The organism is Mucilaginibacter conchicola (genome assembly GCF_003432115.1).
Taxonomy (GTDB): Bacteria; Bacteroidota; Bacteroidia; order Sphingobacteriales; family Sphingobacteriaceae; genus Mucilaginibacter; species Mucilaginibacter conchicola.
The window spans coordinates 907,023-925,424 of record NZ_QWDC01000002.1 but is presented as its reverse complement, the minus strand read 5'-3'; the positions used below and the strand labels follow the sequence as shown (position 1 = coordinate 925,424).

Sequence of the window (18,402 nt, the reverse complement as noted above, 5' to 3'; positions counted from 1 at the left end):
AATTGGTAATGCTAAATCTACGTTTATTATTTGTAAATAAAGCATTGCCAATGCGTGTTAAACCAGCTGATTATGAGCGTTATTTCCGCTCTTGGGAGTCTTCTTTCTTCTCGTCTTTAGGATCGCATTTAAGTGCGCCCTGCAATTCGGGGTTTTGAGCGGGCATGGTATTTAGCTTACGTTCTACCTCGGTTTGTTGTACCACAACGGCATAGTCTGCAGGCTCAATATGGCTGCCTTGAGCCTCGGCATAAACCTGCGTAAACTCGGCACCTATGTAAAGGATGGCTGCGGTATAGTATATCCACACCAGAATAACGATGATAGAGCCCGCTGTACCGTAAACAGAGCCCTGAGCCGTGTATTGGATATACAAGCTGATAATATATTGGCCAACAATAAATAATATAGCTGTAAATATTGCACCGGAGCGTACATCTTTCCATTTGATCTTAACATCCGGCAGTACTTTGAAAATAATACCAAACAGTACCGAGATCACCAGTAATGTAATACCGGAGTTTACGGCAAAAATGAAACCTTCGCCAACCACACTGGCAATATCTTTTCCGAGCAGCTTTGGTAAAAAGGCCACCAGCTTTGTGCTTATTGCGCTGATAACGATGTTTACCAACAGTGATGCTAACAACAAGAAGCCCAAACTAACGATGAGCGAAAAAGACAGAAACCTGTTCTGCAGCATTTTGATCCAACCTTTTTTGGGCTTGGCTTTTACGCGCCAGATAATGTTGAGCGAATCCTGGATCTCCAGAAAGATACTACTTGCACCAATTAATAAGGTTACAATACTAATCCCCAGCCCAATGCCACTTTTACCTGCTATATCTTGTGATCGGATAGTACTTTGAATCTGTAGCGTACCTGCTTTACCTAAGTATTCTTGTATCTGATCGTAAAAGATTTGTTGATACTTGGGGTCTCTTAAAAATATACCCATTAACGAAAGAATCAATAAAAGCAACGGCGCCAGCGAAAAGATGGTGTAGTACGCCAGCGAAGCACTTAATTTAAGGCCATTATCAGCAGAAAATCCGCTGAAGGTGGCCATTATTACTTTCCATAGTTGTTTTAAATATTCTTTGCTAAAAAATTTCATATCAAAATTCAGATATATTTGTTAGTAAATGCATATAACCAGATAACAGACGTTTATGAAAAATGTACTAAGGCCTGCTAACTTTTTTAAGCTATTCTTTATTTGCCTGGTGTTAAGCAATTTTGGTGCCTTTGCACAAAAAACCACTATTTATTTGGTTAGGCATGCCGAAACACCTGTAACGCTACCCAAGGCAGATGACCCTGTTTTGAGCGAGGCCGGCCAAAAACGGGCCGAAGACCTGGCAAAGCTGTTAAAGGGTAAACACATAAAAGCCATTTATGTTGCCGCTAATAAACGAAGCGGTTTAACAGCTCGCCCCCTTGCTGTAAAAGCTAAAATATTGCCGCGCGTTTATGAGACCGACAGCACAGGCGTAAAAAGCATTGCTAAGGCATTGCTGAAAAACTTCCAGGGAAATAATGTCCTGCTGATCGCCGATACCAATACCCTGATGCCTTTATTGGCTGCCCTGGGTGCCGATACGCCATTTGCTGCCGTGAGCGAACAGGATTATGATATGCTGTACAAAGTGACCGTAAAAGAGAACGGTAACGTAGAGCTTGATCTGGATTATTACGGCCAAAAGCACCACGAGAACGATATCCCCGAGAAATACCTGCCCGAGATAAACCATCCGGAGAATATAAGGCCGTTTACGAACTATTAGAATGGTATTCCACACTCGCGCGTCATTGCGAGGAGCGATAGCGACGTGGCAATCCCCTGCTTACAGAGCCGCTCTGCAAGTCGGGGATTGCCACGCTACGCTCGCAATGACGTGTGGAAGAATTGCTTGTTAATGATTTGATACCACCAGCAGATCCAGATCCTTGCTTGGGATATTGAAACGTTCGCCAATGTATTTGTTGGTGAGCTGACCCTGGTAAATGTACACCGCTTTGCGGATGCCGGCCTTTTGCCATATCACATTTTTAAGGCTGCCCTGTTCGCCAATATCCAGCAGGATAGGCGCAAAAATATTGGTCAACGCATAAGTAGCGGTACGTGCCACGCGCGATGCAATGTTGGGCACACAATAATGTATCACATCGTATTTGCGGAAAACCGGATGGGTGTGGTTGGTTACTTCTGATGTTTCAAAACAGCCGCCCTGGTCAATACTTACATCAATAATAACCGAGTTGGGTTTCATTTTGCTTACGGTAGCCTCAGATACAATGCAGGGACTACGGCCATCATCGGCACGCATGGCGCCAATGGCAACATCGCAGGTGGTGATGGCTTTCTCCAGCACTATGGGCTGCACTACTGAAGTAAATACGCGTGTACCAATGTTATTCTGTAAACGACGGAGCTTGTAAATAGATGGGTCGAACACTTTTACCTCGGCACCTAATGAGATTGCGGTACGTGCGGCATATTCGCCAACTGTACCGGCACCTAATATTACAATTTCGGTAGGAGGTACGCCGGTGATGCCGCCCAGCATCAGGCCTTTGCCTTCAAATATATTACTGAGGTATTCTGCCGCTATCAATACTGATGTTGCGCCCACAATCTCGCTCATGGCACGCACAACGGTCAACGAGCCGCCTTCATCTTCCAGATGCTCAAAGCAAAGTGCAGTAACCTTCTTTTTGATAAGAGCATGCAGGCAGTCGGCCTTCATGGTAGATAGCTGCAGGGTTGATATCAATAGCTGGCCCGGCTTCATCAACTCTATTTCCTCTAAAGTGGGGGGCGCAATTTTAATGATGATATCCGCTTCGTAAACCTTTTTGGTGTCGTAAACTATCTCGGCACCTTGCTCGCTGTAGTTATTATCAGTGAAGTTGGCTGCCTGGCCGGCGTTGCTTTCCAGATAAATGCTGTGCCCGTTATTAACCAGCAGGGCAACAGATAAAGGGGTTAATGCAATACGGTTCTCCTGAAAGGATGTTTCTTTGGGGATACCGATATATAATTGCTTTTTGTTACTCTTTACTTCAAGCATCGATTCCTGCGGCTGCATCATGGCCTGCCTGGCAACGCTTGAAAACCCGCTGTATTTCCCTGAACTCATGGTCTATTCTTAGTTTTTCCGGCTGATGAAGATACGAAAATTATACGGCACACTAAAAGTTTTCAACCGTGATCAAACGCTCATGCTGGTCCTGTATATGGATACGAACACCTGTATAGGTATCGGGTATAAGATCGGCTATCTTCTCGGGCCATTCAATAAAACAGTAAGCGCCCGAGTAGAAGTACTCCTCGTAACCCATATCCAGCGCTTCGCTGTGTTGTTTAAGGCGATAAAAATCGAAATGGTAAACCGGCTCATCCTTCCCCTCGTATTCGTTAACGATAGAGAAGGTAGGGCTGGTTACATCATCGGTAACGCCTAAATGAGCGCAAATGGCTTTTATCAACGTGGTTTTACCGGCGCCCATCTCTCCGTAAAACAAAAAGATGCGGTTATCGCCGGCTGCATTTAAAACCTTTTCGGCAGCGCCGGCAAGGTCGGCAATGGTAGTAGTGTGAATTTCCATCTCAGCGCCAAATATCTTATTTATTGCCGTATGTTACTATCGGGATGATCATTTCTTCTAACGAGATACCACCATGCTGGAAGGTCTCGTTATAAAAATTCACAAAGTGGTTATAGTTGTTTGGGTACACAAAGTAGCTATCGCTTTTGGCGAACACAAAGCTGGAGCTTACGTGCAGCTTTGGCAATTGCGCATCATGCGGGTTACGGATGTGGAACACCTCTTTAGGGTTAAAATTAAGGTTTTTGCCTTGTTTATAACGCAGGTTGGTGTTGGTATTCCGGTCGCCTATGATTTTGCTTGGGTTTTTAACGCGGATGGTGCCGTGGTCTGTAGTGATCACCACTTTTACCTGTTTTTGTGATAAGTATTTCAACAGGTCAAATAACGGCGAATGCTCAAACCACGATAGGGTTAACGAGCGGTATGCCGCATCGTCACTCGCCAGCTCGCGGATCATTTGCATATCTGTACGGGCATGGCTCAGCATATCTACAAAGTTGTAAACCACCACGTTCAGCTCGTTATTCATCAGGTTGTTAACTGATTCGTTTAGTGAGCGGCCTTCATCAATATTCAGGATCTTATGGTACGAGTGCTTTACATCGCGGCGCATTACGCGTTTTAAATGGTCGGCCAAAAAATCGGCTTCGTAAAGGTTTTTACCGCCTTCATCCTCGTCGTTCTGCCACATTTTTGGGTAGCGGCTTTCCATCTCCAAAGGCATCAGGCCCGAGAAAATGGCGTTACGTGCGTATTGTGTAGCTGTTGGCAGGATGCTGTAATAAGTATCCTCTTCCTCTAAACGAAAGTACTCAGATATCAATGGGTTAATGATCCTGAACTGATCATAACGCAGGTTGTCTATAAGGATAAAGAAAACCGGTGTTTTGCCATCAAGTTTAGGAAATACCGATTTCTTGAACAACTGCGGCGAGTTTACCGGTGCATTCTCGGGGTTTTTTAACCAACCCAGGTAGTTCTTCTCTACAAACTTGCAGAATTGTACATTGGCTTCGGCTTTTTGCAGGGTTAAGATCTCGTGCATGCCGCTATCCTGTAGCGCCTCAAGCTCAAGCTCCCAGTAGCTTAATTTTTTATACACCTCTACCCATTCCTGGTAAGTAAGGTTATCATTGAGGGTCATGCCCAGCGTACGAAAATCCTGCTGATAGGCCATGGTGGTTTTCTCGGTAACCAGGCGCTTGTTCTCCGTAAGCTTTTTAATAGTAAGCAATATCTGCTTAGGGTGAACCGGTTTTATCAGGTAGTCATCTATTTTTGATCCGATGGCATCTTCCATCAGGTATTCTTCCTCGTTCTTGGTGATCAGTACAATCGGCACATCATTATTGATGCTCTTAATTTGCTGAAGTGTTTCCAGGCCGGTAAGGCCGGGCATATTCTCATCCAGGAAAACCAAATCGAAATAGTTTTTCTTAAACTCGTCAATAGCATCATTGCCATTTGTTACGGTAGTTACTTTGTAGCCTTTTTCGCCCAGGAAAAGTATATGTGGTTTAAGCAGATCTATCTCGTCGTCGGCCCATAAAATTGTGGTATCCTGCATAATATCTTTATTTTTACCACCCTATAACCTATAGGTTGTATATTTTGTTGTAAAAATATGTAAAGGATTAACATTTATTAACAAATACACAGTGCGTGTTTTGTCATATTTAGCCACCTTTGCAGCCAGAATAATATTCCTTTGAATAAAAAGAAAATAATAAACGACCCCGTTTACGGTTTCATAACCATCCCAACAGAGTTGGTTTACGACCTTATAGATCACCCCTACTTTCAGCGCCTGCGTTATATTAAACAGGTAGGCATGACGCACCTGGTTTACCCCGGCGCTTTGCATACCCGTTTTCACCACGCGCTGGGTGCCATGCACCTGATGGGCCTGGCTATTGAAACCCTGTGCAGCAAAGGGCAGGAAATAACGCCCGAAGAAAAAGAGGGCCTCATCATCGCCATACTTTTGCATGATATCGGCCACGGCCCGTTCTCACACGCGTTGGAGCATACCATTGTTGAAGAGATAAGCCACGAGGATATCTCTATCCTTTTGATGGATAAGCTGAATCAGGAGTTTGAAGGTAAGCTGGATCTGGCGATAAGCATCTTTAGGGGCGAGTATCATAAGAAATTCCTGCATCAACTGGTGAGCAGCCAACTGGATATGGACAGGATGGATTACTTAAACCGCGACAGTTTTTTTACCGGTGTATCAGAAGGTGTGATCAGTTCAGACCGTATCATCAAAATGCTTACCGTGAAGAACGATATGGTAGTGGTTGAGGAGAAAGGTATTTATTCGATAGAGAAATTCCTGATTGCCCGCCGTTTGATGTACTGGCAGGTTTATCTGCATAAAACGGTTATCTCGGCCGAGCAATTGCTTTGCAAGATCTTTTGCCGCGCCCGTGAACTGGCATTGGCTGGTACGCGTTTCCCGCTTACTCCGGCATTAAGTTATTTCCTTGATACGGAGATTAACCGAGCCGAGTTTATGGCTAACCCGGCCCATTTGGAAGTTTTTGCCAAATTGGACGATACCGACGTAATGGCCGCCGTTAAGATCTGGGAAGGCAGCAGCGATTGGGTATTATCTACCCTGTGCAACAGGTTTATTAATCGTAGCCTGTACCACACAGATATTACATCAGAAAACCCTGACGAGAACTTTGTGAAGGAACTTACGCAGAAAGCAGTGCAGAAATACGGCATCAGCGAGCACGAGGCGTCGTTTTTTGTATTTACAGATAGCATCAGAAACAATGCATATAATAAGGGAGACGGTAGTATCCACATCCTGAAGAAAGACGGCAGTATTATTGATATTACACTGGCCAGCGACAACTCAAACCTCGAGGCATTATCAAAAACGGTAAAAAAACACATACTGTGTTACACCAAAGACCTGGTTTGAAACGTATTATGCTAAAACTTAATAATTTGTTGCTTTAGTATTAACATTTAACTTTGCACGATGCAATTTACTGCCAAAGATATAGCAATGCTGCTAAACGGCACAGTTGAAGGCGACGCGTTGGTTGCCGTTAATCAGCTGGCCAAGATAGAGGAAGCCCAACAAGGCTCCCTTTCGTTTTTGGCTAACCCCAAGTACGAGCAGTTTTTGTATACTACAAACGCATCTATTGTTATAGTGAACAATAGCCAGCAGCTTACGGCTCCGGTTAATTCAACTTTAATAAGGGTGGAGAATGCTTACAGCGCGTTTACCCTGCTGTTGGAGAAATACAATACTTTTAAACTTTATAAAGAAGGTATTGAGCAGCCAAGCTTTATCCACGAGACAGCTAAACTGGGTGAGAACGCCTACGTTGGTGCTTTTGCTTACATAGGGCAGGATGTTAAGCTGGGCAATAACTGCAAGGTATACCCTAACTGCTACATAGCAGATAATGTTACCCTTGGCGATAACGTTACACTATTCCCCGGTGTGGTGGTGTATTTTGATTGTGTTATTGGCAGCAATGTAACTATCCACTCCGGTGCTATTATCGGCAGCGATGGCTTTGGCTTTGCCCCTAATGCAGATGGCAGCTACACCAAAATTGCTCAGATAGGCAACGTGATTATAGAGGACGATGTAGAGATAGGCTCAAATGCCACAATTGACCGCGCCACTATGGGTTCGACAGTTATCCGCAAGGGTGCTAAAATAGATAACCTGGTGCAGGTGGCGCACAATGCCGAGGTAGGTAACAATACGGTTATTGCGGCACAGTCGGGCATATCGGGCAGTACCAAAATTGGCGCAAGGGTTGTTGTAGGCGGCCAGGTGGGTTTTGCCGGTCACCTTACTATTGCCGATGGCAGCCAGTTTGGTGCACAAACGGGTGTGAACAGTTCTATTAAAGAAGCGGATAAACAATGGGGCGGCACACCATATTTGCCATATAAAGATTACCTGCGTGCCCATGTCAACATCAGGCGCTTACCTGATCTGGAGCAACGCGTACGCGAACTTGAGAATATTATAAAAGACTTAAAAAAAGATGTTCAGTAATTCAGGCTCTGCGGTATCCCAACCAATGAACTAATGAACCAATGAACGAATGAGCAATATAAAATGAACGTAAAACAAAGAACTATCAAAGCACCGGTATCTATATCTGGTGTTGGTTTACACACAGGCCAAAACGTTACCATGACCTTTAATCCTGCGCCGGAGAAGCACGGGTATAAATTCCGTCGTGTAGATTTACCGGGTCAGCCCATAATTGATGCTGATTGCGATAACGTGACTGATACCTCGCGTGGTACTACGCTTACCCAAAATGGCGCAAGCGTTAGCACTGTTGAACACGTATTGGCAGCTTTGGTTGGTTTAGAGATAGACAACGTGCTGATTGATATGGATGCACAGGAAACGCCTATCATGGATGGTAGTTCTATCCAGTTTATTAACGCTATTGAAGAAACAGGTTTTGTTGAACAGGAAGCTGACCGCGAATACTACCACATCCCATACAACATTCACTATTCTGAAACCGACCGTAAGGTGGATATGGTAGCCATGCCTTTGGATGATGATTACCGCTTTACCTGTATGGTTGATTACAACTCGCAGGTATTGGGTAGCCAGCATGCTACTATCTCCAGCTTAAAAGAGTTTAAAAAAGAGATCGCATCAAGCCGTACATTCTGTTTCCTGCATGAGTTGGAAATGCTGGTAAAGCATGATCTGATAAAAGGCGGTGACCTGAACAACGCTATTGTTGTTGTTGATAAAGATGTTGACCAGGAAGAGTTAGATCACCTGGCTAAACTGTTTAACCGTAAGGATATCAACGTTGCCCCTCAGGGTATTCTGAACAATATTGAGCTGCGCCACCAGAACGAGCCTGCACGCCACAAATTGCTGGATATGATAGGCGACCTTGCACTGGTTGGCGTTCCGTTGAAAGGCCATATTATGGCTGCCCGCCCGGGCCATGCAGCTAACGTAGCTTTTGCTAAAAAAATTAAAGCGCTTATTAAGAAAGAGCGTAGCCGCAAACATGTTAAGGTTTACGATCCAAACATGAAACCGGTTTACGATACCGTACAGATCATGGAGATATTGCCGCACCGCCCGCCGTTGCTGCTTATCGATAAGATTTTAGAACTTACTAAAACCCATGTGGTAGGCTTAAAAGCCGTTACCATGAACGAACCTTTCTTTGTGGGCCACTTCCCTGGTGCACCGGTAATGCCGGGCGTATTGCAGATTGAGGCTATGGCACAAACAGGCGGTATTTTGGTATTAAACACCGTTCCTGATCCCGAAAACTACCTTACATTGTTCCTTAAAATAGAAAATGCAAGGTTTAAGGATAAGGTTTTACCGGGCGATACGTTAATATTCCGTTGTGACCTGGTTGCGCCTATCCGCCGTGGTATTGCGCAGATGAAAGGTATTGGTATGGTGGGTGAGAAAATTGTGGTTGAAGCCGAGCTGATGGCACAAATAGTTAAATACAAATAAAGCATGATACAACCTTTAGCATACATACACCCACAGGCAAAAATTGCCGATAATGTGGTGATCGAGCCGTTTGTAACCATCCACAAGGATGTTGAGATAGGCGAAGGTTCATGGATAGGATCAAACTCGGTAATTATGGATGGTGCGCGCATTGGTAAAAACTGTCGCATTTTTCCGGGTGCTGTTGTATCTGCACCACCACAGGATCTTAAGTATAAAGGCGAGGCCAGTACCGTTACCATTGGTGATAATACTGTTATCCGCGAATGCGTAACTCTTAACCGCGGTACCGCGCTCGATAAAAATACTACTACCATTGGTGAGAATTGCTTGCTGATGGCCTACACCCACGTAGCACACGATTGTGTGATAGGTAACAATGTGATTATTGCCAACGCTGTGCAGCTGGCCGGCCACATCAATGTGTACGATTATGCTTTCATTGGGGGCACATCAGCCGTGCACCAGTTTGTTGAGATAGGTGCACATGCCATGATCTCTGGTGGTTCACTGGTACGTAAAGATGTGCCGCCGTTCACTAAGGCAGGCCGCGAGCCTTTGTCTTACATCGGTATCAACTCGGTTGGTTTGCGCCGCCGTGGTTTCAGTGCCGAAACCATCAACGAGATTCAGGAAATTTACCGTATCATATTCCTTAAAAAATACAACATCACCAAGGCCCTTGATATCATCGAGGCCCAGTTTAACCCAACCGTTGAGCGCGACGAGATCATCAACTTTGTGCAGAACTCGCAACGCGGTATCATGAAAGGTTTTGGGGCGGTGTAATAAGAGTTGATAGTTCATGGTTCATAGCAAATAGTTAAACTCCGGCTCCGCACCATGAACTATGAACTATTAACTATCAACTATTGAAAATTACTCTCCAAAACATAGGCCGGCGGTTTAACCGCGAATGGATTTTTAGGGGTATTGATTATACCTTTGAGGAGCAGAACAGCTATGCCATTTTGGGATCGAACGGTTCGGGTAAATCTACATTGCTGCAGGTGCTTAACGGCAGCCTCAATCCGTCGGCAGGAACAATCAAATACAGTAACACCGGTGCGGATATTGAGCCGGAGAATGTTTTCAATTACCTGAGCCTTGCCGCGCCTTACCTGGAAGTGATAGAGGATTTCTCCCTTACGGAGATGATAGACTTTCACTTCAAATTCAAAAAATACCGCCCGGGCATGGATAAACAGGCGGTTGCCAGTATCCTGAACCTGCAGGGCAGCAACAACAAATTGATCCGTTACTTTTCATCGGGGATGAAACAGCGTTTAAAATTGGCCCTGGCTTTTTGCGCTGACACCCCCATGCTAATGCTTGATGAACCAACATCAAACCTCGATAACCAGGGGATAGACTGGTATCTGAGCCTGATAGAACAATACAGCGCGGGCAGGTTAACCATCATCTGCTCAAACCAGGAGCATGAGTATAGTTTCTGTAACCATACATTAAGTATTGCTGATTATAAGAAACAAGCGGTATAACACGGCTAAAGTATTATCTCGCCGTTATCATTCTTAAAATTAAGGACAGAATAATTAACGTAATGCCGAGGTAAAAGATAATAAGGCCCTGTTTTCTGTCGGCTTCCCGGTACACAAACACGCGTTCTCCATTTGGTAATGTTCTTTTATAGGTAGATAAATGCCAGCCTATAAATATGCCAATGATGCCACCGAGTAACGCAAAAAAATACCCGATCACAATCCAGAATGTCTGCGGCTTTTCGGTTGTCTTCAATTCGTTTATACGTTGCTCTTCCATTTGCGACAGGCGCTCTTCATCAAGTTCTACACCTCTGTCTTTTAGGATCTTTTTAGCCAACAAATAATCGTAACTGCTCCACTCATCGCGTTTGGCAATAAGGTCTGTGAGTTCCTCGTTGCTGAATTTAAAGAGATAATGGTCTGGGTCAACGTCATTAAGCTGGTCGGCTTCAATATCATTCAAAAGCGTATTTACGCGTTCAAAATCAGCAGGCTTTAGCTTAACAAGATATTCGGTTTCAGCGGCATCGTTATAAAAAGTTGGATTAAAGGAAAGCTTATCTTGCTCAACCAGATAATCAATTTTGTGCTGACTAAGGGTTTCTGCGAGTTGACCGGCAAGTGCCGGGTCATTAAATTTGCGGTAAGTGATAAAGGTTTCTGCCATGGTTATTTGCCGTTTGTGGCCATATAATCGAGTGTTAAATTACACAAAGTTTTTACGCCGAGGGTAAAGCCGCTTTCGTCGATATAAAAATCGGGGGTATGGTGCGATGGTGCAGTTAAGCCAATGCCGCCTTTGGGCATGCCGCCTAAAAAGAAGAACAGGCCGGGCACTTTTTCCTGGTAAAAACTGAAATCTTCGGCGCCGGTTACCGGTGGTACCAGCAAAACGTTGCTTTTACCTGCCGTCTCCTGCAGGGTAGGCAGCATTTTTTGGGTAAGCACCACATTATTGAATGTTACGGGATAGTGGTTGGTGTAGGGTGCCCAAACTTCAGCGGTTGCGCCAAAGGCTTCGGCGGTTTTGATGGCAATACGTTTAACGTTCTCTGTTACCAGTTTCTCATCCGCAGGGGTAAAAAAACGAAGCGTGCCCAGCATCTCCACACTCTCGGGGATGATGTTAAAGCGTGTACCGCCTTTTATAGCACCTATGGTAACTACGGCAGGGTTCTCTGTTATGTTCACATTGCGGCTTACAATGGTTTGTAGCGAACTGATGATCTGCGCCGAAACTACAACCGGGTCTACACTCTGCCATGGGTAAGCGCCATGGGCCGATTTCCCCTTTACTACTATCTTCAGATCATTCACGCCTGCCATGGTACCGCCCGGGCGGTAAGTAAGCTTGCCCACCTCAACTGCTGATGATATATGCAGACCGAATATGGCATCAACCTTTGGGTTTTGCAGCACGCCCTCTTTAACCATTTGCTCAGCGCCGCCTTTTTCTCCTGCAGGCGCCCCTTCTTCTGCAGGTTGGAAAATAAATTTCACAGTGCCATGAAGGTCTTTCTTCATGCCGGAAAGTATTTCTGCCACACCCATTAGGATAGCCATGTGCGAATCGTGGCCGCAGGCGTGCATGGTGCCCACATCTTGCCCGTTATATTGTGTTTTTACTTTTGATGCAAAGGGCAGGTTAACGCGTTCGGTTACCGGCAGGCCATCCATATCTGCACGCAGTGCCACCACGGGGCCGGGATGGCCGCCTTTTAACAGACCAACTACGCCCGTTGTGGCCACGCCGGTTTGTACCTCTATGCCTAATGATTGAAGATGTTTGGCAATAATGCCCGATGTGCGCACCTCGCGGTTGCCCAGCTCGGGGTGTTCATGAAAATCGCGCCGCCAGGCTATCACTTTTTGCTCCAAAGCATCGGCTTTTTTGGCCGCTTGTGATTTTAGGTTGACCTGCGCGAAAGCAGGCAAACCAATTGCAGTAAGGGATAACAGCAACAGTTTTTTCATGATGAGGGGTGTTGGTATAGCTAATATAATAAAATCCGTAGCTGTTGAGAAGCGATACATCACGTCTGCTGCTGTTGATAGAACAAGCGTTAGGTATCGCTTCTCAACCGTTTTATGAAAGCTCCGAAATCAACAATGTGAACCAATCTGTGGATAAGCCTTTAAAGCTTACTTTTTGATGACGAAATTTAGATTGTTTCTAAATAGCTATTATACCTGTTTTAAGCCGAAACCATTTATATCTTTTGGCTTTTAATAAATACTTTTGCGGGAAAATAAATCTGATCTATAATGAGCGAATTTAAACAAACCTTTAACTCCTCGCTGGGAAAAAAGCTTATCATGGCTTTAACAGGCTTGTTTCTATGTACCTTCCTCATCGTACACGTTGGCGGTAACTTATTACTGTTTAAACACGATGATGGTTTTGCATTTAACAGCTATGCTAACTTCTTAACGCATTTTCCGCCAATTGAAGTTGTTGCATGGATCCTTTACCTATGCATTATTATTCACGCCGTTTATGCATTGGTGTTAACCATTAAAAACCGCAAGGCAAGGCCGGTAGGTTATGCGGTGCAATCAAAGTCGCCAACTTCTTGGTCGTCAAGAAACATGGGCATCCTGGGTTCTATCCTGTTGTTGTTCATCGTTATCCACATGGGCGATTTCTGGTTTAACTACAAGTACCAGGAAACTATCGGTTTTAAAGAATACCGTACCAACCTGGCAACTAACGAAACTACTGTTGCCGACTACAAACCCGAGGTTGCCGGTTTCGAGAGATCAATATCTACCGAAAATAACGTAGAGATTGTTCGTGTAAAAGACCTGCACACACGCATCCAGTGGAGCTTTAGCCACCTTTGGTATGTTGTGTTTTATGTGATAGCAATGGGCGCAGTATCATTCCACCTGCTGCACGGTTTCCAAAGCGCGTTTAAAACGCTTGGCTGGGTTCACAAAAAATACGATGGCATTGTGTCATTTATCGGTACATGGCTTTTCGCGGTTATTATACCGTTGCTTTTTGCCGCTATGCCAATTGTTTATTATTTCCAAAGTCTGAGCAAATAGATTCAGGATATAAGAATCAGGAACCAAGAATTAGTAAACTGAATAGAAACAAAAAGGATAGTAAACAGAGAACATCGATCAATCTTAACTCCTGATTATTGTCTCTTGATCCTATCCTCTCTAAATAAAAAGAAATGAGTTTAAATGCTAACATTCCGCAGGGGCCATTAGCCGAAAAATGGAGCAAGCATAAATTTAACTTAAAGCTGGTTAACCCTGCCAACAAGCGTAAATACAACGTTATTGTGGTGGGTACCGGTTTGGCCGGCGCATCAGCTGCGGCATCATTGGCCGAGCTGGGTTACAACGTTACGGCTTTCTGTTTCCAGGATAGCCCACGCCGTGCACACTCAATTGCTGCACAGGGTGGTATCAACGCCGCTAAAAATTATCAGAACGATGGTGACAGCGTTTACCGTTTATTCTACGATACCATTAAAGGTGGCGATTACCGCGCCCGCGAAGCTAACGTACACCGTTTGGCAGAGGTATCTGTAAATATTATTGACCAGTGTGTTGCGCAAGGCGTACCATTTGCTCGCGAATACGGCGGCTTATTAGATAACCGCTCATTCGGTGGTTCGCAGGTATCGCGTACGTTCTATGCTCGTGGTCAAACTGGTCAGCAATTATTGCTGGGTGCTTACTCGGCACTTAACCGCCAGATCAACCTGGGTAAAGTAAAAGTTTATACCCGTCATGAAATGCTTGACGTGGTAATGGTTGATGGCCATGCAAAAGGTATTGTTACCCGTAACCTAATTACAGGTGATATTGATACACATGCCGGTCATGCAGTATTATTATGTACTGGTGGTTACGGTAACGTGTTCTACCTTTCAACAAACGCTATCGGGTCAAACGTAACGGCAGCATGGAGAGCCCACAAACGTGGTGCTTACTTTGCTAACCCTTGTTATACACAAATTCACCCAACTTGTATCCCGGTTACCGGCGACCACCAGAGCAAGCTTACGCTGATGTCTGAGTCGTTACGTAACGATGGTCGTGTTTGGGCACCAAAAACTGTTGAAACAGCAGAGAAACTTCGCAAGAAGGAGATCACAGCTGCACAGGTGAAAGAAGAAGACCGCGATTATTTTCTTGAGCGTAAATACCCATCATTCGGTAACTTGGTTCCGCGCGACGTGGCTTCACGTAACGCTAAGGAAATGTCTGACGAAGGCCGCGGTGTTGGTACATCTGGCTTAGCCGTTTACCTTGACTTTGCCGACGCGATAAGCCGCATGGGCGAAGATACCGTACGTGCTAAATATGGTAACTTGTTTGATATGTACTATCAGATAACTGATGAGAACCCATACAAACAACCAATGCGTATTTACCCAGCAGTTCACTATACAATGGGTGGCCTTTGGGTTGATTATAACCTGAGCACTAACGTAAAAGGTTTATACGCCCTGGGCGAGTGTAACTTCAGCGACCACGGTGCTAACCGCCTGGGTGCTTCTGCTTTGATGCAGGGTTTATCTGATGGTTACTTTGTTATCCCTTACACTTTAGGTGATTACCTGGCTACCATAGGCCCTAAACCGGTTGATACCAACCACCCTGCTTTTGCGCAAACCAAACAGGATGTAATTGATAACGTGAACAAATTGCTGGCGCTTAAAGGCACCAAAACAGTTGTTGAATACCACCGCGAACTTGGCCACATTATGTGGGAGTACTGTGGTATGGCGCGTACCGAAGAAGGCCTGACCAAAGCGAAAGCGATGATCAAAGAACTGAAAGCTGACTTCTGGAAAAATGCTTTAGTAGTAGGCGAGAACGAAGAGTTTAACCTTTCGCTTGAGCGTGCCGGCCGTGTTGCCGACTTCATTGAACTGGGCGAACTGATGGTTACCGACGCATTAATGCGCCGCGAATCATGTGGTGGCCACTTCCGTTTGGAATCGCAAACTGAAGAAGGTGAAGCCCTGCGCGATGACGAGCACTACGCATTTGTTGCAGCCTGGGAATTTAAAGGTGAAAACCAGGAAGAAGAGCTGCACAAAGAAGAGCTGGTATTTGAAAATGTTAAGTTAACACAACGATCTTATAAATAAGTTCCAGGTCTGAAGTCCAAAGCCTTAAGTCTTGAGTCAATAGCTGACTTCAGACTTAAGACTCCGGACTTCGGACTTAAGACTCCAATCTCAATAGTATGAGCGGACACATGAACCTGACGCTGAAAGTATGGCGCCAAAAAAATACACAAACTGCGGGTAAGTTTGTGACCTATAAAGCCGAAGGGATATCGCCTGATATGTCGTTCCTGGAAATGCTTGACGTGGTGAACGAAAGCCTGATCAAGAAACAGGAAGACCCTATCCACTTTGACCATGATTGCCGCGAAGGTATTTGCGGTATGTGTTCGTTGTACATCAACGGCCGCCCGCATGGTCCAAAACGCGCTATCACCACCTGCCAGCTGCACATGCGCAGCTTTAGCGATGGCGAAACCATTACCATTGAGCCTTGGCGCTCTGCAGCCTTCCCTATTGTTAAGGATTTGGCTACAGACCGTTCGGCGTTTGACCGTATACAGCAGGCCGGTGGTTTCATCTCGGTAAATACCGGCGGTGTGCCCGATGCTAACTCAACCCTTATCCCTAAGGTAATTGCTGATGAGGCTTTCAACTCTGCAACTTGTATTGGTTGTGGTGCCTGCGTTGCTGCATGTAAAAATGCATCTGCAATGTTGTTCACCTCTGCTAAGATAACCCAGTTGGGCTTATTACCGCAAGGCCAGCCAGAGCGTTGGAGCCGTGTGCAGGCAATGGTTAACCAAATGGACGAAGAAGGTTTTGGTAACTGTACCAACACTGGTGCCTGCGAAGCCGAGTGCCCTAAAGAGATCACCCTGATGAACATCAGCCGCATGAACAATGATTTCTTCAGCGCCGAGCTATTCCGCGAAGAACATACACATGACGGTGGCGGCAACGGTTAATTGCCGCTTGCTTATAAAATAAAAAAGCCTCTCAGAGAAATCTGAAAGGCTTTTTTATTGATGGTGTAAGCTGTTATGACAATTATAGCATACTGATACTAACCATTTAATTGGTTCTCTCCCAATATTTCTTTTAGCGTATTTTTTATGGTGCACTTCAGTAGCACGTGCACCACAGTAAACACAACGCCAGCTGTCGCGTTTTAGCACAACATGCCGCTTTCGTTGCCATTCTTCAGATTTAAGGTAGACATTTCTATAATAGTCTCGACGACGCTTGCGTTTAATCTCAAATAGCAAACGTTTTACTCCCGCAATAACGAATACAATTAGTAGAATAAATAAATCATTCTTTTTCATTGATTTAGGCTGTCAAAATCTTAGGATAACTAAGATAGCAATAAAAGGAAAAAATGCTCTTTAGCAAAATGAAATTTACCGCAGAGCAATATTGGAAGCTATCACATCACTCCTAATCCTTTAACAACATCATCCTTCTGTTGCATTTGCCAGCGGTATAAACAATAGCCGCCTACGGCTAACAGGCAAAGTACACCTTCCAGCGCTACTACGTAACGGGTTGACATATATTCGGCAAACCACCCTATCAACAAACTACCCAATGGAGATACCCCTAAATAGGCCGTAATGTAATAACTAATAGCCCGTGCACGCATGGTGGGTATGGCATGTGTTTGAATATACATGTTTATGCCCGATACCTGTATCATCATGCCCGCGCCGGCTATTACCATCCCAACAATGGCAAAATGTTGGGTTGGGGCTACGGCTACCGTTAACAAGCCGATGGCAAACAATATGCTTGCGCCAATAACCAGGCGGATCAGTTTATCCACATCATTTAATCTTGCCATAAATACTGCACTGCATAATGATCCCAAACCTACCGCACTCTCAAATAAGCTGAACGTGCCTGATGTGCCTTTGAAAACATCTTTGGCAAACACAGGCATCAGTGTGGTGAAAGGAATGGCAAACAGGCTGCTACAGGCACACAACATCAGCAGGCCCAGTATTTCCTTTTCGGTGGTAATGTAATCCAGGCCTTTTTTAAGCTCTACCCAAATGTTATTTTCGGGGCGCCCGGTAATGTTTACATCCAACTTCATCTTATATAAACAAACCAATATGGCCGAGTAGCTTGCAAAATTGCTCATGAAACAAAAGTCCTCGCCAAAGGTGCTTAAGATAACGCCTGCCAATGCAGGGCCAATCAATCGCGCCAGATTGGTCATGGTAGAGTTAAGGGCGATGGCGTTGGGTAGGTCGGCCTTGTCGTCAACCAGTTCTATCATTAACGATTGCCGGCAGGTTACATCAAAGGCATTAATAACACCTTGAAGCAAACTAAGGAATATGATAATAGAGATATTGTAGTATTGAAAATGAACAATAGCCGCTAATGCACCCGCCTGTATCATGGCCGCAAGCTGCGTTTGCTTCATCACGCTGAATTTATTATGCCTGTCAACAAAGCTGCCGGTGTAAGGGGAAAGGATTAACGAAGGGATAAGACTAACAAAGGCTACGATACCTAACAACATAGCCGAACCTGTAATACGGTACACCAGCCACATTACCGCTGTTTTTTGTACCCAGGTACCTAATAAAGAAATTGATTGACCGTAAAAGAATAATTTAAAGTTGGGGTATTTGAACGACCGGAAAGCACTCATCTAATTTTATTTTCTATGCCACAAATTTCCGCTGGATTGATTAATTTGTAAAACGTTATTTTTCTATCATATTAATCG

Annotated in this window: 17 protein-coding genes; 9 read left to right on the top strand and 8 right to left on the bottom strand. The window is 44.8% G+C overall.

Annotation, left to right across the window (positions count from 1 at the left end; all coding sequences use genetic code 11):
- Positions 1 to 79: 79 nt before the first annotated feature.
- Complete coding sequence (locus D0C36_RS13865) at positions 80 to 1,117, bottom strand: YihY/virulence factor BrkB family protein (RefSeq protein WP_117392219.1); 1,038 nt, start codon at positions 1,115 to 1,117, stop codon at positions 80 to 82.
- Between the two features lie 55 nt (positions 1,118 to 1,172).
- Here D0C36_RS13865 and D0C36_RS13860 point away from each other — a divergent pair, with 55 nt between their 5' ends.
- Positions 1,173 to 1,787: a phosphoglycerate mutase family protein gene (locus tag D0C36_RS13860; protein WP_117392218.1), complete on the top strand. Its 615-nt coding sequence runs from the start codon at positions 1,173 to 1,175 to the stop codon at positions 1,785 to 1,787.
- A gap of 129 nt (positions 1,788 to 1,916) precedes the next feature.
- Here D0C36_RS13860 and D0C36_RS13855 read toward each other — a convergent pair whose 3' ends face one another.
- Genes D0C36_RS13855 through porX form a run of 3 tightly spaced genes read right to left on the bottom strand, consistent with a single transcriptional unit; the run spans position 1,917 to position 5,182 of the window.
- Positions 1,917 to 3,143 (bottom strand): alanine dehydrogenase, encoded by a 1,227-nt coding sequence (locus D0C36_RS13855; RefSeq protein WP_117392217.1) that lies wholly within the window; start codon positions 3,141 to 3,143, stop codon positions 1,917 to 1,919.
- A 52-nt stretch (positions 3,144 to 3,195) separates the two neighbouring features.
- Entirely contained in the window at positions 3,196 to 3,612 is a 417-nt protein-coding gene (gene tsaE, locus D0C36_RS13850) for a tRNA (adenosine(37)-N6)-threonylcarbamoyltransferase complex ATPase subunit type 1 TsaE (RefSeq protein ID WP_117392216.1), read from the bottom strand.
- 16 nt (positions 3,613 to 3,628) lie between these two features.
- On the bottom strand, positions 3,629 to 5,182 hold the full coding sequence (gene porX, locus D0C36_RS13845; RefSeq protein ID WP_117392215.1) for a T9SS response regulator signal transducer PorX: 1,554 nt from the start codon (positions 5,180 to 5,182) through the stop codon (positions 3,629 to 3,631).
- A 141-nt stretch (positions 5,183 to 5,323) separates the two neighbouring features.
- On the opposite strand from porX, the gene D0C36_RS13840 reads away from it, so the two are divergent.
- From D0C36_RS13840 to D0C36_RS13820, 5 genes are all read left to right on the top strand, one after another.
- Complete coding sequence (locus tag D0C36_RS13840; protein ID WP_117392214.1) at positions 5,324 to 6,550, top strand: HD domain-containing protein; 1,227 nt, start codon at positions 5,324 to 5,326, stop codon at positions 6,548 to 6,550.
- A gap of 60 nt (positions 6,551 to 6,610) precedes the next feature.
- A complete protein-coding gene (gene lpxD, locus D0C36_RS13835) occupies positions 6,611 to 7,654 on the top strand; it encodes a UDP-3-O-(3-hydroxymyristoyl)glucosamine N-acyltransferase (RefSeq protein ID WP_117392213.1) in 1,044 nt (347 codons plus the stop codon).
- Between the two features lie 63 nt (positions 7,655 to 7,717).
- Entirely contained in the window at positions 7,718 to 9,115 is a 1,398-nt protein-coding gene (locus D0C36_RS13830; protein WP_117392212.1) for a bifunctional UDP-3-O-[3-hydroxymyristoyl] N-acetylglucosamine deacetylase/3-hydroxyacyl-ACP dehydratase, read from the top strand.
- Positions 9,116 to 9,118: 3 nt separating this feature from the next.
- Positions 9,119 to 9,904 carry an acyl-ACP--UDP-N-acetylglucosamine O-acyltransferase gene (gene lpxA / locus D0C36_RS13825; protein WP_117392211.1) on the top strand — a complete coding sequence of 262 codons (786 nt, stop codon included), beginning with the start codon at positions 9,119 to 9,121 and terminating at the stop codon, positions 9,902 to 9,904.
- An 83-nt stretch (positions 9,905 to 9,987) separates the two neighbouring features.
- On the top strand, positions 9,988 to 10,617 hold the full coding sequence (locus D0C36_RS13820; RefSeq protein ID WP_117392210.1) for an ABC transporter ATP-binding protein: 630 nt from the start codon (positions 9,988 to 9,990) through the stop codon (positions 10,615 to 10,617).
- 13 nt (positions 10,618 to 10,630) lie between these two features.
- Here the strand turns inward: D0C36_RS13820 and D0C36_RS13815 are convergent, their stop codons facing one another.
- The gene (locus D0C36_RS13815; RefSeq protein WP_117392209.1) at positions 10,631 to 11,287 is read right to left on the bottom strand and encodes a hypothetical protein; all 657 of its coding nucleotides are present in this window, start codon (positions 11,285 to 11,287) and stop codon (positions 10,631 to 10,633) included.
- A 2-nt stretch (positions 11,288 to 11,289) separates the two neighbouring features.
- On the bottom strand, positions 11,290 to 12,594 hold the full coding sequence (locus D0C36_RS13810) for an amidohydrolase (protein ID WP_199502020.1): 1,305 nt from the start codon (positions 12,592 to 12,594) through the stop codon (positions 11,290 to 11,292).
- Positions 12,595 to 12,885: 291 nt separating this feature from the next.
- Between D0C36_RS13810 and D0C36_RS13805 the strand changes: the two genes are divergently transcribed.
- From D0C36_RS13805 to D0C36_RS13795, 3 genes are all read left to right on the top strand, one after another.
- Positions 12,886 to 13,671, top strand: coding sequence for a succinate dehydrogenase cytochrome b subunit (locus tag D0C36_RS13805; RefSeq protein WP_117392208.1), 786 nt, complete (start codon positions 12,886 to 12,888; stop codon positions 13,669 to 13,671).
- A gap of 134 nt (positions 13,672 to 13,805) precedes the next feature.
- Positions 13,806 to 15,740, top strand: coding sequence for a fumarate reductase/succinate dehydrogenase flavoprotein subunit (locus D0C36_RS13800; protein WP_117392207.1), 1,935 nt, complete (start codon positions 13,806 to 13,808; stop codon positions 15,738 to 15,740).
- A 98-nt stretch (positions 15,741 to 15,838) separates the two neighbouring features.
- Positions 15,839 to 16,627, top strand: coding sequence for a succinate dehydrogenase/fumarate reductase iron-sulfur subunit (locus D0C36_RS13795; RefSeq protein ID WP_117392206.1), 789 nt, complete (start codon positions 15,839 to 15,841; stop codon positions 16,625 to 16,627).
- A 54-nt stretch (positions 16,628 to 16,681) separates the two neighbouring features.
- On the opposite strand, the gene D0C36_RS13790 is transcribed toward D0C36_RS13795, so the two are convergent.
- Entirely contained in the window at positions 16,682 to 16,987 is a 306-nt protein-coding gene (locus tag D0C36_RS13790) for an HNH endonuclease (protein WP_117392205.1), read from the bottom strand.
- A 101-nt stretch (positions 16,988 to 17,088) separates the two neighbouring features.
- Positions 17,089 to 18,324, bottom strand: a complete 1,236-nt coding sequence (locus tag D0C36_RS13785) for an MFS transporter (RefSeq protein ID WP_117392204.1) — start codon at positions 18,322 to 18,324, stop codon at positions 17,089 to 17,091.
- Positions 18,325 to 18,402 lie beyond the last annotated feature (78 nt).

Bases quoted from the DNA above. Each gene is read 5' to 3' on its own strand.
- D0C36_RS13865 (WP_117392219.1), bottom strand. From the start codon at position 1,117: ATGAAATTTTTTAGCAAAGAATATTTAAAACAACTATGGAAAGTAATA.
- D0C36_RS13860 (WP_117392218.1), top strand. From the start codon at position 1,173: ATGAAAAATGTACTAAGGCCTGCTAACTTTTTTAAGCTATTCTTTATT.
- D0C36_RS13855 (WP_117392217.1), bottom strand. From the start codon at position 3,143: ATGAGTTCAGGGAAATACAGCGGGTTTTCAAGCGTTGCCAGGCAGGCC.
- tsaE (WP_117392216.1), bottom strand. From the start codon at position 3,612: ATGGAAATTCACACTACTACCATTGCCGACCTTGCCGGCGCTGCCGAA.
- porX (WP_117392215.1), bottom strand. From the start codon at position 5,182: ATGCAGGATACCACAATTTTATGGGCCGACGACGAGATAGATCTGCTT.
- lpxD (WP_117392213.1), top strand. From the start codon at position 6,611: ATGCAATTTACTGCCAAAGATATAGCAATGCTGCTAAACGGCACAGTT.
- D0C36_RS13830 (WP_117392212.1), top strand. From the start codon at position 7,718: ATGAACGTAAAACAAAGAACTATCAAAGCACCGGTATCTATATCTGGT.
- lpxA (WP_117392211.1), top strand. From the start codon at position 9,119: ATGATACAACCTTTAGCATACATACACCCACAGGCAAAAATTGCCGAT.
- D0C36_RS13815 (WP_117392209.1), bottom strand. From the start codon at position 11,287: ATGGCAGAAACCTTTATCACTTACCGCAAATTTAATGACCCGGCACTT.
- D0C36_RS13810 (WP_199502020.1), bottom strand. From the start codon at position 12,594: ATGAAAAAACTGTTGCTGTTATCCCTTACTGCAATTGGTTTGCCTGCT.
- D0C36_RS13805 (WP_117392208.1), top strand. From the start codon at position 12,886: ATGAGCGAATTTAAACAAACCTTTAACTCCTCGCTGGGAAAAAAGCTT.
- D0C36_RS13800 (WP_117392207.1), top strand. From the start codon at position 13,806: ATGAGTTTAAATGCTAACATTCCGCAGGGGCCATTAGCCGAAAAATGG.
- D0C36_RS13795 (WP_117392206.1), top strand. From the start codon at position 15,839: ATGAGCGGACACATGAACCTGACGCTGAAAGTATGGCGCCAAAAAAAT.
- D0C36_RS13790 (WP_117392205.1), bottom strand. From the start codon at position 16,987: ATGAAAAAGAATGATTTATTTATTCTACTAATTGTATTCGTTATTGCG.
- D0C36_RS13785 (WP_117392204.1), bottom strand. From the start codon at position 18,324: ATGAGTGCTTTCCGGTCGTTCAAATACCCCAACTTTAAATTATTCTTT.